Source organism: Pseudomonas sp. App30, assembly GCF_047947025.1.
Lineage (GTDB): Bacteria > Pseudomonadota > Gammaproteobacteria > Pseudomonadales > Pseudomonadaceae > Aquipseudomonas.
Map to the genome: position 1 here is coordinate 1,490,807 of NZ_CP133165.1, position 15,932 is coordinate 1,506,738.

Below are 15,932 nucleotides of genomic sequence, written 5' to 3' on the forward strand. Positions count from 1 at the left end.
TGATGAGCGATACCAAGAACAGCAACACCCCGGTCGACGCGCAACGCCGTCGCGTGCTGATGGGCATGGGCGCCGCCGGCGTCGCCCTGGCCGGCAGCGCCCTGAGCTGCCCGGCCATGGCCGCCGCCCAGGCGCAGGTGGCCGAAGCGCCGAAAAGCGAAAAGACCCAGGACCGCCACGACTACCATGGCCAGCACCAGAGCGGCATCGTCACGCCGCGCCCGGCAGCTGGCATGATGGTGGCCTTCGACGTGCTGGCCAGCGACCGCAAGGACCTGGAGCGGATGTTCAAGCTGCTGGACAGCCGCATCAAGTTCCTGATGACCGGCGGCGAAGTCGAGCAGGTAGACCCCAAGCTGCCGCCGGTGGACTCGGGCATCCTCGGCCCGGTCGTGACCCCGGACAACCTGACCATCACCGTGTCGGTGGGCGCTTCGCTGTTCGACGAGCGCTTCGGCCTGGAACACGCCAAGCCCAAGCACCTGATCCAGATGGTCGGTTTCCCCAACGACGCCCTGGAGCCGGGCCTGTGCCACGGCGACCTGACCCTGCAGTTCTGCTCCAACACGCCGGACACCAACATCCACGCCCTGCGTGACATCGTCAAGAACATGCCCGACCTGCTGCTGGTGCGCTGGAAGCAAGAAGGCACCGTGCCTGCACAGGCGCCGAAGAAGGCCGATGCCCCCGCCGAGAGCGCGCGCAACTTCCTCGGTTTCCGCGACGGCTCGGCCAACCCCGACTCCAACGACAACAAGGCCATGGACGCCATTGTCTGGGTGCAACCGGGCAGCGAAGAGCCGGCCTGGGCCGCCAACGGCAGCTACCAGGCCGTGCGCCTGATCCGCAACTTCGTCGAGCGCTGGGACCGCACCCCGCTGCAGGAACAGGAAAGCATCTTCGGCCGCAAGAAGACCACCGGTGCACCGTTCGACGGCGCCACCGAGCACGACGTGCCCGACTACCACAAGGACCCGGCCGGCAAGCTCACGCGCCTGGACTCGCACATCCGCCTGGCCAACCCGCGCACCCCCGAGTCCCAGGCCAACCTGATCCTGCGTCGCCCGTTCAACTACTCCAACGGCGTGAACAAGAACGGCCAGCTGGACATGGGCCTGCTGTTCATCTGTTACCAGGCCAACCTGGAAAAAGGTTTCATCACCGTGCAGACCCGCCTCAACGGCGAGCCGCTGGAGGAATACCTCAAGCCCATGGGCGGCGGTTATTTCTTCACCCTGCCGGGGGTAAAAGACGACCAGGACTACATCGGTCGTTCGCTGCTGCAAGCTACCAAAACCAAAAACGCTTAAGTCTTTGACACCATCGGGGATCCCTTTCATGAAGAAGTCGCCACTCGCTTTGCTGCTGTCGCTTGGCCTGCTCCACGCACCGGTCTCGGCCTTCGCCGCCGACAACTCCCCGCTGGACCTGGTTCAGCCGATCTCGGACTACAAGATCTACGTGACCGAAGAGCTGGACAAACTGGGCGCCGAAACCCAGAAGTTCACCGACGCCATCAAGAAAGGCGACCTGGAAACGGCCAAGAAGCTGTACGCCCCGACTCGCGTGCACTATGAGTCCATCGAGCCGATCGCCGAGCTGTTCAGCGACCTCGACGCCTCGATCGACTCCCGCGTCGACGACCACGAGAAAGGCGTGACCGCCGAAGACTTCACCGGCTTCCACCGCCTGGAATACAGCCTGTACTCGGAAAAGACCACCAAGGGCCTGGAAGGCCTGGCCGACAAGCTGAACACCGACGTCAAGGACCTGCAGGCCCGTGTGGCCGGCCTGACCTTCCCGCCTGAGAAAGTCGTGGGCGGCGCTGCCGCACTGATGGAAGAAGTGGCGGCCACCAAGGTGTCCGGCGAAGAAGACCGTTACAGCCACACCGACCTGTACGACTTCCAGGGCAACGTTGACGGCGCGAAGAAAATCTTCGACCTGTTCCGCCCACAAGTAGCCAAGAAAGACGCGGCCTTCGTGAGCAAGGTCGACAAGAACTTCGCCACCGTGGACAAGATCCTGGCCAAGTACAAGACCAAGGACGGCGGCTACGAGACCTATGACAAGGTCAAGGACGCTGACCGCAAGGCGCTGATCGGCCCGGTCAACACCCTGGCCGAAGACCTGTCCACCCTGCGTGGCAAGCTGGGCCTGAACTAAGCCCTGCACCGGCCCCTCCCTCTGGGCAGGGGCCATTGTGGGAGCTGGCTTGCCAGCGAGCTTTTAGTTGCCCCTGAAAAGCTCGCTGGCAAGCCAGCTCCCACAATCTGCCTTACTGATCCCCCTGCAACACCCCCGCCTATAACGCCCTCCTCCCCTTGTCCCCTGCCCTGCCGCGCATTAGATTGTTCAATGATCTGACGCCTCCAGAATAAGCAAAAGGGATAACCATGGCGCTTACCGACCAGTCCACTGCCGTGCGCAGCGGTGAAGAGCTCGATGCCGCACGTATCGACCCGTACCTCAAGGCGCACATCCCCGGCCTTGCCGGCACACCGGTGATCAGCCAGTTCCCCGGTGGCGCGTCGAACCTGACGTACCTGGTGAAATACCCCGAACAGGAATTCGTCCTGCGCCGGCCGCCGTTCGGCCACAAGGCCAAGTCGGCCCACGACATGGGCCGCGAGTACCGCATCCTCAACCAGCTCAACGCCGGCTTCCCGTACTGCCCCAAGGCCTACGTGCACTGCACCGACGAGGCAGTGATCGGCGCCGAGTTCTATGTGATGGAGCGGGTCAACGGCGTCATCCTGCGCTCGGAGATCCCCGCCGAACTGGGCCTGGACGCCGGCAAGACCCGCGCCCTTTGCCACAGTTTCATCGACAAGTTCGTCGACCTGCACCAGGTGGACTACCAGGCCTGCGGCCTGGGTGACCTGGGCAAGCCCGAGGGCTACGTGGCCCGCCAGATCAGCGGCTGGAGCGACCGCTACGACAAGGCCCGCACCCCTGACGCGCCGGCCTGGGACACGGTCAAGGCCTGGCTGGCCGACAAGCAGCCGGCCGACCACGCCAGGCCGGCCATCGTCCACAACGACTACCGCTTCGACAACGTCATCCTCGACGCCCGCGACCCGATGCAGATCATCGGCGTGCTGGACTGGGAACTGACCACCCTGGGCGACCCGCTGATGGACCTGGGCAACACCCTGGCCTACTGGGTGCAGGCCGACGACCCGGCGCCGGTGCAACTGATGCGCCGCCAGCCCAGCCACGCGCCGGGCATGCTCACCCGCCGCGAGTTCGTCGACTACTACGCCGAGCGCGCGGGCATCCGCATCGACAACTTCGACTTCTACTACACCTATGGCCTGTTCCGCCTGGCCGGCATCGTGCAGCAGATCTACTACCGCTTTTTCCACGGCCAGACCCAGGACAAGCGCTTCGCCCAGTTCATTCACATGAACAAGCTGCTGGAACAGATGAGCCTGAACGTCATCAAGCACTCCACCCTGTAAGGAAACCGAGATGTCCAAGACGCAATTGTTCGACCTCGACGGCAAGATCGCCTTCGTTTCCGGCGCCAGCCGCGGTATTGGCGAGGCCATCGCCAAACTGCTGGCCCAACAGGGCGCCCATGTCATCGTCTCCAGCCGCAAGCTGGACGGCTGCCAGCAGGTGGCGGACGCCATCATCGCCGACGGCGGCAAGGCCACCGCCATCGCCTGCCACATCGGCGAGATGGAGCAGATCCACCAGGTGTTCAGCCGCATCCGCGAAGAGTTCGGCCGCCTGGACATCCTGGTCAACAACGCGGCCACCAACCCGCAGTTCTGCAACGTGCTGGACACCGACCTGGGCGCGTTCCAGAAGACCGTGGACGTCAACATCCGCGGCTACTTCTTCATGTCGGTGGAAGCCGGCAAGCTGATGCGCGAGCACGGCGGTGGCAGCATCATCAACGTCGCCTCCATCAACGGCGTGTCGCCGGGCGTGTTCCAGGGCATCTACTCGGTCACCAAGGCCGCGGTCATCAACATGACCAAGGTGTTCGCCAAGGAATGCGCGCCGTTCGGCATCCGCTGCAACGCGTTGCTGCCGGGCCTCACCGACACCAAGTTCGCCTCGGCGCTGGTGAAGAACGACGCCATCCTCAACACCGCCCTGGCGCAGATCCCGCTCAAGCGCGTGGCCGCCCCCAGCGAGATGGCCGGCACCGTGCTGTACCTGGCCAGCGACGCCTCCAGCTACACCACCGGCGTGGCACTGAACGTGGACGGCGGCTTCCTGTCCTGACCCCAACAGCTCGCTGGCAAGCCAGCTCCCACATGGGCGCACTGCCAGCGAGCGCTTCACATCAAACTGGCAGGCTGCACTGGCCTTGGTAAGAGAGCTATCCTGCGAGCCAATCATTCACACCAGACCAGCAGGCTGCACTGGCCCTTGTGGGAGCTGGCTTGCCAGCGAGCTCCTAAACCCACACCGCGTCCCACAGCGGGTAGTCCCCAACGCGACTCACGAGCCCCGCCCGCACTGGATTTCGGACAATGTACCGTGCCAAAGCCAGCAGATCTTCCTCCTTGCGAATAGCCCGATCATGAAACCCCTGCTGCCAAAGTTGCCCCGAGCGACCCAGCAATCGATTTACAGCCTGGCTTGATCGTGACTTAGTCCTGCGCATGACTGCCGCCAAACTGCCTGTACGCAATTGAACCAGCCAATGAAAATGGTCCGGCATCACCACCCATGCCAAAGAATCCAGCCACGCTTCTTCCTCGGTTCGCATCAGCTCACGCACTACCAGTCGCCCCACCCGCCAATCAGCGAAGAACGCTTCGCGGTCAAAGGTATTGGTAGTCAAGACGTAGATTTGCCCCTCTCCTGAAAAGCGGCCTTTGCGTAATATCACTGAACAAGGCATTCCATTGCCTCCTTGGGAAAAATGGCAACGGTAACCACAGGTGCCCGGTGCGGGAAACATCGGTTGTGCTTCAGATTGTTAAAGCTCGCTGGCAAGCCAGCTCCCACAAAGGTAGGAGCTGGCTTGCCAGCGAGCTTTTTGGGACTCAAAGGGCTAAAATGCGCGCCCTGCCAAAAACAACGATCTGCCCCATGCCTTTCGAACTGAGCACCGACCCCACCACCCTCGCCATCCTTGCCGTGGTCGCCTTCGTGGCCGGCTTCATCGACGCCATCGCCGGCGGCGGCGGGCTGCTGACCACCCCGGCCCTGCTGACCGCCGGCCTGCCGCCGCACCTGGTGCTGGGCACCAACAAGCTGAGCTCCACCTTCGGCTCGGCCACCGCCAGCTTCACCTTCATCCGCCGCAAGCTGTTCCACCCCAAGGAATGGTGGCCTGCCATCATCTTTACCCTGGTGGGCTCGCTGCTGGGCGCCGTGGCAGCGCACTACATGCCCTCGGAATGGCTGAACAAGATGCTGCCGGTGATCGTCTTTGCCTGCGGTGTGTACCTGCTGTTCGGCGGCACGCCCAAGGGGCCGGTGGACAGCCACGCGCAGATCAAGCAGAAACGCCAGGTGCCCCAAGGCCTGGCGCTGGGCTTCTACGACGGCGTGGCGGGCCCGGGCACGGGCGCGTTCTGGACGGTCAGCTCGATGCTGATGTACCCCATCGACCTGGTCCGCGCCAGCGGCGTGGCGCGCACCATGAACTTCGTCAGCAACGCGGCGGCGCTGGCGGTGTTCATCATCAATGGCAGCGTGGACTGGCTGATCGGCCTGAGCATGGGCACCTGCCTGATGGTCGGTGCCTTCTTCGGCGCGCGCAGCGCCATCAGCGGTGGGGCGAAGTTCATTCGCCCGGTGTTCATTACCGTAGTGCTGGGGCTGACCGTGCGGCTAGCCTGGCAGCACTGGTTCAGCCAGGCCTAAACGCTCTGCCACGTAGTGGTCGATCAAGTACCGCGCGATCGACCGCGACGCCGGCAGCGGCGGCAGTTCATGCACGTTGAACCACTGGGCGTCCTCGATCTCGTCGGCCTGGGGCACGATCTCGCCGCTCTCATACTCGGCGTGGAAGCCCAGCATCATCGAGTGCGGGAACGGCCAGCATTGGCTGCCCAGGTAGCGGATGTTCCGAACCTTGACCTGCACCTCTTCCATCACCTCGCGGCGCACGCAGTCCTCGGCCGACTCGCCCGGCTCGGCGAAGCCTGCCAGGGTGCTGTAGACGCCGGTGACGAAGCGCGGTGAGCGCGCCAGCAGAATCTCGTCGCCACGGGTGATCAGCACGATCATGCTCGGCGAGATGCGCGGGTAGCTGCGCAGGTCGCACGGCTGGCAGTACATGGCGCGTTCCCAGTGGATCTGGCTCATGGGCTGGCCGCAGCTGCCGCAGAAGCGGTGCTCGCGGGCCCAGGTGCCGATCTGCGCGGCGTAGGCCAGCAGCTTGTAGGTGTCGAAGTCGCCCTGCAGCATGAACTGGCGCAGGCCCTGCCACTGCACGCCGTCGATGTCGGCGGGGCCGTGCAGCTCCAGCAGGTACACCGGCTCGCCGTCGAAGTGGCCGATGCCGTGCTCGGCCAGCACGTCCAGCCCCTGTTTCTTCAGCCATTCACGGGGGAACAGCACGCCGTTGGCGTCGAAGGCAAAGCCCTGGGCGCAGCGGGCCACGGCCCAGCCCCCGGACAGGCTGGTATCCAGTACAGCGGTGGTCCAGCGTTGAGACATCAGGGGCTCCTTATCGAATGTCAGTCATCGAACTGCGGTGTCTGTTTGCTCATGCTCGCGGCCATGGCCACGCGCAGGTCAGTGCTCTGCAGCATCGCCGCGTTCCAGGTGGCGATGTATTCCAGGCCGTCGGCAATGCTGTGATCGCGCATGTAGCCGATCATGGTCTTGGTGCCGGCGATGGCGATCGGCGACTTGCCGGCAATGTCGGCAGCGATGGCAAATACGCCATCGAGCAGGCTCGCGGTGTCGGGGTACACGCGGTTGACCAGGCCGATGCTGCGCGCTTCCTCGGCATCGACCTTGCGCCCGGTGTAGGCCAATTCCCTGAGGATGCCATCACCGATGATGCGTGGCAAACGTTGCAGCGTACCTACGTCGGCGGCCATGCCCATGTCCACCTCCTTGATCGAGAAGTGCGCGTCGGCGGCGGCGTAGCGCATGTCGCAGGCGGCGATCAGGTCGATGGCGCCACCGATGCAGTAGCCCTGCACCGCCGCCAGCACCGGCTTGCGGCAGCGGTCCACGGCGTTGAACGAGGCCTGCATCTCGAGGATCTTGCGCCGCAGGGCGCGGGCGTTGCGGCCGGTGTCCTTGCCCAGTTCGCTGGCCACCGAGGCCAGCAGGCTCAGGTCGATGCCGGCGGAGAAATGCTTGCCGGCGCCGCTGAGCACCACCACGCGCACCGCCTCGGTGTCGTCCACCCACTGGAAGATCTCGATGATCTCGCGCCAGAACGCCGCGTTCATGGCGTTGACCTTGTCGGGGCGGTTGATCTGCACGTGGGCGACGTGGCCCTTGAGTTCGACGTGGAAGGCCTGGTACTCGGTCATGGCGGGCGTCCTTTGTTATTGATGGGTAGGACTATACCAAGACAATGCGTCAGGAAAAGCGTGCTCCACAGGTTGGCCGAAATGCCCTGTTGTGGGAGCTGGCTTGCCAGCGAGCTTTTGAATGCCTCAACAGCTCGCTGGCAAGCCAGCTCCCACATTTGGGCTCATGAGGCCTTGGCGCGCTCCTGGGCCGGGCACTGGGCACGGTGCAGGTTGAGTGCAGTATTGATAATGCCGATGTGGCTGAACGCCTGGGGGAAGTTGCCCAGCATGCGCCCGCCATGGGGGTCATACTGCTCGGCCAGCAGGCCGAGGTCATTGCACAGGCCGCTGAGGCGTGCGAACAGCGCCTGGGCGTCGTCCATGCGGCCGAGCATGGCGTAGACGTCGGCCAGCCAGAACGAACAGACCAGGAAGGTCCCCTCGCCCGGCTCCAGGCCGTCGCAGCCGGTGGCGGTGTCGTAGCGCAGCAGCAGGCCATTGCGCATCAGGCGCTGCTCGATCTGCGCCAGGGTGGCCAGGAAGCGCGGGTCGTCCACCGGCAGGAAGCCGGTCAGGGCGATCTGCAACAGGCTGGCATCGGTCTGGCCGGAGCCGTAGGCCTGCACGAAGCCGCCGTGCCGCGGGTCCACGCCCTTGGCGCAGACGTCGGCATGTATGCGGTCCGCCACCGCCCGGTAGTGCTGGCTGCGCTCGGCATCGCCACCGTCGCCGGCCTGCAGCTTCGCCGAGCGGTCGAACGCCACCCAGGCCATGACCTTGGAGTGCACGAAGTGCTGTGGCTCGCCGCGGATCTCCCACAGGCCTTCGTCGGGCTGCTGCCAGATGCTTTCCAGGTACGGCATCACCACCTGGAAAATCGCCCGGCTGCGCGGGTGCCGTGGCAGGCCGCCGCGAATGGCCTGGGTCAAGGCATCAGCCACCTCGCCGTACACGTCCAGCTGCAGCTGGGTGGCCGCCGCGTTGCCGATGCGCACCGGCTGCGAGCCTTCATAGCCGCTCAGCCATGGCAGGATGTATTCGGGCAGGCGGCGCTCGCCGCCCAGGCCGTACATGATCTGCATCTGCTCCGGGTTGCCGGCCACCGAGCGCATCAGCCATTCGCGCCAGGCGCTGGCCTCCTCGAAATAGCCCAGGTTCATGAACGCCAGCAACGTCATGGTGGCGTCGCGCAGCCAGCAGAAACGGTAATCCCAGTTGCGCTCGCCGCCCAGGAACTCCGGCAGCGAGGTGGTGACGGCGGCGACGATGCCGCCGGTGGGCTCAAAGGTCAGCGCCTTGAGCACGATCAGCGAGCGCTTGACCTGCGCGGTGTAGGGCCCCACGTCGGGGCAGCGGTCGGAGAACGCCCGCCAGAACGCCTCGGTCTCTGCCAGCGCCGCCTCGCCGTCGAAGGCCTCGCGCACCGGCAGGATGGAATCCTGGTAGGTCAGCACGAACACCCGGCGCTCGCCAGGGGCCACGCTGAAGCGGCTGCCGGTGGCGTGGTCCACCGCCTCCAGCGCCGTGGCGCTGTGCAGCACGAGCATTTCCGGGCCGGCCACGGCGGTGAGAATCTGCGCATGGGCCTGCTCCACCCACGGCACGCTGCTGCCGTAGTCGAAGCGGATGATCAGCTCCATGTCGAACGCCACCTCGCCGCTCAGCCCTTCGACGATGCGCACCACGCTGCTGTGCTCGCCCGGCGGCATGAAATCGATCAGCCGCGCCTGGCCGTTGGCAGTGGTGAAGGTGGTGTCCAGCACCAGGGTGCCGTCGCGGTAGGCGCGGCTGGCCTCGAACGGCTCGCTGGGCGCTAGGCGCCAGCGGCCGTTGTGCTCATCGCCCAGCAGCGCGGCGAAGCAGGCCGGGGCGTCGAAACGGGGGAAACACAACCAGTCCAGCGAGCCCTGCTTGTCGACCAGCGCGGCAGTCCTGCAATTGCCGAGCAAGGCATAGTCTTCAATCAATGCGGCCATGGTGGGGTCAACCTTGTGCGGGAGAATTCAGCGGGTGTGCGGCGCCCTCGGCAGGATCAGGTCACGGATGGCGTCGGCCACCCCCTGCTCGCGGTTGCTGGCGGTGACGTGGTCGGCGTGGGCCTTGACCGCGTCCTCGGCCTGGCCCATGGCAACGGACAGCCCGGCGCGCTTGAACATCGCCACGTCGTTGCCGCCATCACCCAGCACCGCCGTCTGCGCCAGCGGCACCTTGAGGTGCTCGGCCAGTTCGGCCAGGGCCTCGCCCTTGTTGGCCAGCAGCGCGGTCACGTCCAGGTAGTAGTTCTGCGAGCGGGCGGCCAGGGCCTGGCCCTTGATCAGCCCGCTGAGCTGCTGCTCCAGCCGCGCCAGCAGGTCGAAGTCGGCGCAGGTGGCGACGATCTTGTCGACGCGGTCCAGGTACGGGGTGAAGTCATCGACCTGCACGTAGCCGTAGCCCAGGGCATCGAGTTCCTTGCCCAGGTACTGGGTGTCGGGGTTGGTCAGGTACCACTCGTCGTCAGCGAACAGCCACACCGCCACCGGGTGCTGGGCGAACAGTGCCAGGCTGGTCTCCACGGCGCGGCGGTCGACGCAGTGCTGCGCCACCACGCCGCCGTCGGGGTTGGCCAGGGTGCCGCCGTTGAAGGCGGCAAAGGGCACGTCGATGCCCAACTGCTGGACGATCGCCAGCATGGCCCGCGGCGGCCGCGCACTGGCCAGGCTGAAGGCAATGCCCGCCTCGCGCAGTTGCCGGACGGCGGCCAGCACGCGGTCGCCGACGCTGTGGTCGGGCAGCAACAGGGTGCCGTCCATGTCGCTGAGCACCAGGCGGATGAGGTCGTTCGGCGCGTCACTCATCCCAGGCTATGCCAGGAGCGGCCATCACGGGCCAGCAGTTCCTCGGCCGACTCCGGGCCGTCTTCACCGGCAGCGTAGGTGTCGATCTTGCCGCCGTCGCGCCAGGCGTCCAGGAACGGCTGCACCGCACGCCAGCCGTTCTCGATGTTGTCGGCGCGCTGGAACAGGGTCTGGTCGCCGGTCAGGCAGTCGTAGATCAGCGTCTCGTAGCCGGTCGACGGCTGCATCTGGAAGAAATCCTTGTAGGCGAAGCCCAGCTCGACGTTCTCCATCACCAGCGCCGGCCCGGGCCGCTTGGCCATCAGGTCGAACCACATGCCCTCGTTGGGCTGGATCTGGATGCGCAGGTAGTTGGGCGCCAGGCGCTCCACCTCGGTATCGCGGAACTGCGCGTAGGGCGCCTGCTTGAAACAGATGGCAATCTCGGTGTCGCGCACGCTCATGCGCTTGCCGGTGCGCAGGTAGAACGGCACGCCCACCCAGCGCCAGTTGTCGATCATCACCTTGAGGGCGACGAAGGTCTCGGTGCGGCTTTCCGGGTCGACCTTGGGTTCCTGGCGGTAGCCGGGCTTGCCGCCCTCGCCCGCCGTGTACTGGCCGCGCACCGAGTTCTTCAGCGCGTCGGCCTTGGACCAGGGGCGGATGGCACCCACCACCTTGGCCTTCTCGCCACGCACCGCATCGGCGCCAAAGGCGGCCGGCGGCTCCATGGCGACCATGGCCAGCAGCTGGAACAGGTGGTTGGGCACCATGTCGCGCAGGGCGCCGGTGCTGTCGTAGAAATTGCCCCGTGTCTCTACCCCGACGGTCTCCGCCGCGGTGATCTGCACGTGGTCAATGTAGTGATTGTTCCAGAAGGCCTCGAAGATGCCGTTGGAAAAACGGCTGATGAGGATGTTCTGGACGGTTTCCTTGCCCAGGTAGTGGTCGATCCGGTAGATCTGCTTCTCGCTCATGACGCTCAACAGGCAGGCGTTGAGGGCCTCGGCGGTGGGCAGGTCGGAACCGAAGGGTTTTTCGATCACCACGCGGCGGAAGGCGTCGGGCTGCTCCTGGAGCAACCCGGCGTGGCCAAGACGCTGCGCCACTTCACTGAAGAAGCGCGGCGAGGTGGCCAGGTAGAACACGGCATTGCCGGTGCGGTTGGCGGCTATGCGCTCGCCAATCGCCTGGTAGGTGCCATCGTCGAGAAAATCGCCACTGATGTAGCTGATGCGCTTGGCAAGCTTGGCCCACAGCGCCGGGTCGAGGGCCTTGTCGGCCCCCTCCGGGTTTTTCGCGCGGGCCTGCTCGATGATGAAATCGTGCAGCTTGGCAGCGAAGTCAGCATCGCTGACCTCGTTGTGGTCGACACCGACGATATGCAGGCCATTGTCCAGCAGACCGTCGCGACTCAGGTTGTACAGCGCCGGCATGAGCAGGCGCTTGACCAGGTCGCCATGGGCGCCAAAGAGAAACAGCGTAGTGGGGGGTGCTGCGTCTACCTTGGACTTTGCCCGTGTCATTTAGGAACCTCGATATGACCGCCGAAACCAAAGCGCATCGCCGACAGCAGCTTGTCGCCGTAGGTGCTTTCCTGGCGGGAACGGAAACGTGCGAACAGCGAACCTGCCAGCACCGGTACCGGTACTGCCTGCTCCACTGCCGCGTCAATGGTCCAGCGACCTTCACCGCTGTCCGACACCGAGCCCGAGTAGCCATCCAGCGCCGGGTCACCGACCAGCGCGTCGGCGGTCAGGTCCAGCAGCCAGGAGGAGACCACGCTGCCGCGGCGCCAGACTTCGGCGATCTCGGCCAGGTTCAGGTCAAAGCGCTGGTCTTCCGGCAGCGCGGTGCTGTTCTTGGTCTTCAGAATGTCGAAGCCTTCGGCGAAGGCTTGCATCATGCCGTATTCGATGCCGTTGTGGATCATCTTCACGAAGTGGCCGGAACCGGCCGGGCCTGCGTGGATGTAGCCATGTTCGGCGTTGTTGTGCTCACCTTCGCGACCCTTGGTGCGCAGGATGTCGCCCACGCCGGGGGCCAGGCAGGCGAACAGCGGGTCCAGGCGCTGGAAGATCGCGGCTTCGCCACCGATCATCATGCAGAAGCCACGGTCCAGGCCCCATACGCCGCCGGAGGTGCCGACGTCGACGTAGTGCAGCTGGCGCTCGGCCAATTGCTTGGCGCGACGGATGTCGTCCTTGTAGAAGGTGTTGCCGCCGTCGATGATCACGTCATCGGGCTCCAGCAGGTCAGCCAGCTGCTGGATGGTGTCCTCGGTTGGCGCGCCCGCAGGCAGCATGACCCAGACTGCACGGGGTGCGTCCATCTGACGCACCAGGTCTGCCAGGTCAGTCGCCGTCACGGCGCCTTCTTCACCCAGTTTTGCCACGGAAGACTGATCGCGGTCCCAGACCACGGTCTGATGGCCTCCGCGCATCAGTCTTCTCGAAATATTGCCGCCCATGCGGCCCAGTCCCACGATTCCCAATTGCATGCCGGTGCTCCACTGATGCGTAAATAGGTGTGTCACACCTTCAAAGCGCTAATGGTCTCAAAGCTTAGTACAGGGTTGCCAGAGTTAGTTTCGACTTTAGCCGTTCGTCGCTGCACTTTTTTCTTCAAACCTACTGTCATCAAGCGTTCTTCAACGTCTGCGGGCACTTGCCGGCACATGAAGAAAAAGACACGCCGACCATGAAAAATAAAAAAGTTCCCTTGGCGCGCAAAAGAAATCAAAATCCGCGCCGACAGAGGTACAGACAGGCCTGGCAAACGCTCAAGGTCGGCTATCCTCACTGTGAGACATGCCATTTGCGAGGTGAGCAATGGGAACTTTACTGCCAGCAACACCCCCCCAAACCCTCTATGTCACGGTGCGTCGTGACGAACTGCGCGAATTGAAAGAAGAACGCGACCAGCTGCAGAAAAAGGTCGCCCACCTGACCATGATGCTCTTGCAGTCCCAGCAGGACACCGGCCTTGCCGGTGGCGCCCAGGCCAAGATCGCCTGATTCGCTGTCCCTCCCCGTCCCGGCAGGGTTTCGCCCTGCCGGCCAACGCTGGAACCCTTTCCTGATATCAACCCTGCCTGCCCCGCACCTAGAGTGCCTGGCCCCGGCGCGCCGCATTCGGCGGCCGCCAGTTGCAGAGGATTGGTACGTGAAAGGATTCGCATTGGTTGCACTGCTGTTGACCCCGGTTGCCGCCCAGGCCTGCCAGACCGCCAGCGAGGCGGACGCTGCGCAGCTGTTCGAGCGCTGGAACGGCGCCCTGCAAAGCGGCGACCCTGGCCTGGTGGCAGCCACCTACCAGATCGACGCGGTGCTGCTGCCCACCCTGTCCAACCAGGTGCGCCTGACCCAGGCCGAACGGCTGGAATATTTCCAGCAGTTCCTGCAGAAACGCCCCAGCGGCCGCGTCATCAGCCGCAGCGTGCGCAGCCAGTGCGACACGCTGCTGGACGCCGGGGTCTACGAGTTCACCTTCGCCGCCAGCGGCGAAACCGTGCAGGCGCGCTACAGCTACACCTGGGACTGGGACGGCAAGCAGTGGCTGATCGGCAGCCATCATTCGTCGCTGATGCCCCAGGGCTGATGTCTTTGTGGGAGCTGGCTTGCCAGCGAGCTTTTAGGGCCTCAACAGCTCGCTGGCAAGCCAGCTCCCACAACAACGTCGTACAACCCAACGTTCTGATGTGTTTCTAGAAATTTCATTCTAACCCCGCCACCCCGCCAAACCCGCGTATTTCAAGGCCCCGCCCCCAACCGCTCCACCCCACAACAGCATCCCGACCTTCCGTCAGTCGTGCCGTGACCACGGAGTCTGAATTTTTTCCTACACTCAAAACTCAGCCCGCACACCGCTCGGGAGGCGCGACCGTAAAAAGTCGAAACTTCCGTATTAGCGGCAGGTCAGGTTAAAGGTAGGCCGCGGATATGGAGTGCATTTCAGCGGCTGGCCAACCCCACCCCGTCAATTCGCCACCGGCAGGATCGCCGGCGTGCGTCGCGCTTGTGCGCTTGGCCGTGGGGTCGCTGGATCAAAATCAGGTGCTTGCCACACATGCATTAATGCACGGGAGAGAACAATGATCAGTGCCGCTGTCGAAATCCATGGAGAGCGTTTTAAACAGCAGGAAAGCGAACCGACTGAACTGGCGCAGATCGCATCGACGGGCAAGGTACTTCTACCCGAAGCACGTCATGATTCTCAGCGCCAGAAAGTATTGTTCGTCACGTCGGAAATCGCTGATCTGGTCAAGACCGGTGGCCTGGGTGACGTTTCCCAGGCGCTACCCCGCGCCATGAGCCCCCTGCACGATGTGCGGGTGTTGATCCCCGGTTACCCGCAAGTGCTCAACAGTGACAACCCCATCCACATCGTCGGCGAACTGGGCGGCCACGCGGCCCTGCCGCCGTGCAAGATCGGGCGCATGGACCTCAAGGACGGGCTGGTCATCTACGTGTTGATCTGCCCCGAGCTGTACGAGCGCGACGGCACCCCCTACGGCGCCAACAACGGCCGCGACTGGCCGGACAACCATATCCGCTTCGCCCGCCTGGGCCTGGCCGCCGCCGACATCGCCGCCGGCCTGGGTATGGTGCACTGGAAGCCCGACCTGGTGCACGCCCACGACTGGCCCGCCGGCATGGCCCCTGCCTATATGCACTGGCGCGGCCTGAGCACCCCTACCCTGTTCACCATCCACAACCTGGCTTACCAGGGCGTGGTCAGCCGTGCCTGCTGCCCCGAGCTGGGCGTGCCCGAGCATGCGCTGCAGCAGGAAGGCATGGAGTTCTACGGCAAGCTGTCGTTCCTCAAGGCGGGCATGGCCTATTCCAGCCACATCACCACGGTCAGCGCCACCTACGCCGAGGAAATCACCACCCCGGAATTTGGCTGCGGCCTTGACGGCTTCCTCAGCAGCAAGGCCTACCAAGGCCTGCTGGGCGGCATTCCCAACGGCATCGACGACAGCTGGGACTCGGCCACCGACCCGCACCTGATCTGCCCCTTCAGCCTCAACGACTGGGAAGGCAAGCAGGTCAACGCCGACCACGTGCGCCAGCTGTTCGAGCTGGACGACTCCGACGGCCCGCTGTTCGCCGTGGTCTCGCGCCTGGTGTACCAGAAAGGCCTGGACCTGACCCAGGGCGTGGCCGAATACATCGTCAACCAGGGGGGCCAGATCGCGATCATCGGCCGCGGCGAGCCGGAAGAGGAACAGGCCATGCGCGAGCTGGCCCAACGCTTCCCGGGCAAGATCAGCGTGCGCATCGGCTTCAACGAAACCGACGCCCGGCGCATGTTCGCCGGCAGCGACTTCCTGCTGATGCCCTCGCGCTACGAGCCCTGCGGCCTGAGCCAGATGTACGCCCAGCGCTATGGCTCGCTGCCGGTGGCACGCAACACCGGCGGCCTGGCCGACACCATCGAGGACGGCGTCACCGGCTTCCTGTTCAACGAGTCCACCGTGGCCAGCTACGAAGAAGCCCTGAGCCGGGCCTTCTACGTGTTCAGCAAGCCCGACCTGCTCAACGCCATGCGCTGCCTGTCCATGACCCAGCCGTTCAACTGGAGTCAGGCGGTGGAACCCTACGCCAAGCTTTACTCGGAACTCGTGCACAAATCGGTGGCCGTATCAGGTAGACACTAACGG

The 15,932-nt window shown here is 64.6% G+C and carries 16 protein-coding genes; 8 read left to right on the top strand and 8 right to left on the bottom strand.

Translation table 11 applies throughout. The features are described from left to right. Positions 1–2 precede the first annotated feature (2 nt). The 4 genes from efeB (at position 3) to RAM80_RS06635 (ending at position 4,242) form a co-directional block, all read left to right on the top strand. Complete coding sequence (gene efeB / locus RAM80_RS06620; protein ID WP_416425424.1) at positions 3–1,310, top strand: iron uptake transporter deferrochelatase/peroxidase subunit; 1,308 nt, start codon at positions 3–5, stop codon at positions 1,308–1,310. A gap of 28 nt (positions 1,311–1,338) precedes the next feature. After that, positions 1,339–2,166: an iron uptake system protein EfeO gene (efeO, locus tag RAM80_RS06625; protein ID WP_416425425.1), complete on the top strand. Its 828-nt coding sequence runs from the start codon at positions 1,339–1,341 to the stop codon at positions 2,164–2,166. 230 nt (positions 2,167–2,396) lie between these two features. Then, positions 2,397–3,464 carry a phosphotransferase family protein gene (locus tag RAM80_RS06630; protein ID WP_416425426.1) on the top strand — a complete coding sequence of 356 codons (1,068 nt, stop codon included), beginning with the start codon at positions 2,397–2,399 and terminating at the stop codon, positions 3,462–3,464. 10 nt (positions 3,465–3,474) lie between these two features. Next, entirely contained in the window at positions 3,475–4,242 is a 768-nt protein-coding gene (locus tag RAM80_RS06635; RefSeq protein WP_416425427.1) for an SDR family oxidoreductase, read from the top strand. 175 nt (positions 4,243–4,417) lie between these two features. Here the strand turns inward: RAM80_RS06635 and RAM80_RS06640 are convergent, their stop codons facing one another. Continuing rightward, the gene (locus RAM80_RS06640; RefSeq protein ID WP_416425428.1) at positions 4,418–4,867 is read right to left on the bottom strand and encodes an REP-associated tyrosine transposase; all 450 of its coding nucleotides are present in this window, start codon (positions 4,865–4,867) and stop codon (positions 4,418–4,420) included. 191 nt (positions 4,868–5,058) lie between these two features. On the opposite strand from RAM80_RS06640, the gene RAM80_RS06645 reads away from it, so the two are divergent. Then, a complete protein-coding gene (locus tag RAM80_RS06645) occupies positions 5,059–5,838 on the top strand; it encodes a TSUP family transporter (protein WP_416425429.1) in 780 nt (259 codons plus the stop codon). On the opposite strand, the gene nudC is transcribed toward RAM80_RS06645, so the two are convergent. The 7 genes from nudC to RAM80_RS06680 form a co-directional block, all read right to left on the bottom strand. After that, positions 5,806–6,636 (bottom strand): NAD(+) diphosphatase, encoded by an 831-nt coding sequence (nudC, locus tag RAM80_RS06650; RefSeq protein ID WP_416425430.1) that lies wholly within the window; start codon positions 6,634–6,636, stop codon positions 5,806–5,808. The two genes, RAM80_RS06645 and nudC, sit on opposite strands and share 33 nt — an antisense overlap. A 20-nt stretch (positions 6,637–6,656) precedes the next feature. After that, positions 6,657–7,469: a crotonase/enoyl-CoA hydratase family protein gene (locus tag RAM80_RS06655; RefSeq protein WP_416425431.1), complete on the bottom strand. Its 813-nt coding sequence runs from the start codon at positions 7,467–7,469 to the stop codon at positions 6,657–6,659. Positions 7,470–7,633: 164 nt separating this feature from the next. Beyond that, positions 7,634–9,427, bottom strand: coding sequence for a glycoside hydrolase family 15 protein (locus tag RAM80_RS06660; protein ID WP_416425432.1), 1,794 nt, complete (start codon positions 9,425–9,427; stop codon positions 7,634–7,636). 27 nt (positions 9,428–9,454) lie between these two features. Then, the gene (locus RAM80_RS06665) at positions 9,455–10,288 is read right to left on the bottom strand and encodes an HAD family hydrolase (protein ID WP_416425433.1); all 834 of its coding nucleotides are present in this window, start codon (positions 10,286–10,288) and stop codon (positions 9,455–9,457) included. After that, positions 10,285–11,793 (bottom strand): glucose-6-phosphate dehydrogenase, encoded by a 1,509-nt coding sequence (zwf, locus tag RAM80_RS06670; RefSeq protein WP_416425434.1) that lies wholly within the window; start codon positions 11,791–11,793, stop codon positions 10,285–10,287. The genes RAM80_RS06665 and zwf overlap by 4 nt, the downstream gene beginning before the upstream one ends. After that, entirely contained in the window at positions 11,790–12,803 is a 1,014-nt protein-coding gene (gene gnd, locus RAM80_RS06675) for a phosphogluconate dehydrogenase (NAD(+)-dependent, decarboxylating) (RefSeq protein ID WP_416425435.1), read from the bottom strand. Before gnd ends, zwf begins: the two co-directional genes overlap by 4 nt. Further along, positions 12,800–13,123 (bottom strand): hypothetical protein, encoded by a 324-nt coding sequence (locus RAM80_RS06680; protein ID WP_416427613.1) that lies wholly within the window; start codon positions 13,121–13,123, stop codon positions 12,800–12,802. Before RAM80_RS06680 ends, gnd begins: the two co-directional genes overlap by 4 nt. Between RAM80_RS06680 and RAM80_RS06685 the strand changes: the two genes are divergently transcribed. From RAM80_RS06685 to glgA, 3 genes are all read left to right on the top strand, one after another. Continuing rightward, complete coding sequence (locus RAM80_RS06685; RefSeq protein WP_416425436.1) at positions 13,099–13,284, top strand: DUF6026 family protein; 186 nt, start codon at positions 13,099–13,101, stop codon at positions 13,282–13,284. The two genes, RAM80_RS06680 and RAM80_RS06685, sit on opposite strands and share 25 nt — an antisense overlap. Before the next feature lie 148 nt (positions 13,285–13,432). Then, the gene (locus RAM80_RS06690) at positions 13,433–13,867 is read left to right on the top strand and encodes a DUF4440 domain-containing protein (RefSeq protein WP_416425437.1); all 435 of its coding nucleotides are present in this window, start codon (positions 13,433–13,435) and stop codon (positions 13,865–13,867) included. A 493-nt stretch (positions 13,868–14,360) separates the two neighbouring features. Then, on the top strand, positions 14,361–15,929 hold the full coding sequence (glgA, locus tag RAM80_RS06695; protein WP_416425438.1) for a glycogen synthase GlgA: 1,569 nt from the start codon (positions 14,361–14,363) through the stop codon (positions 15,927–15,929). Positions 15,930–15,932: the final 3 nt, after the last annotated feature.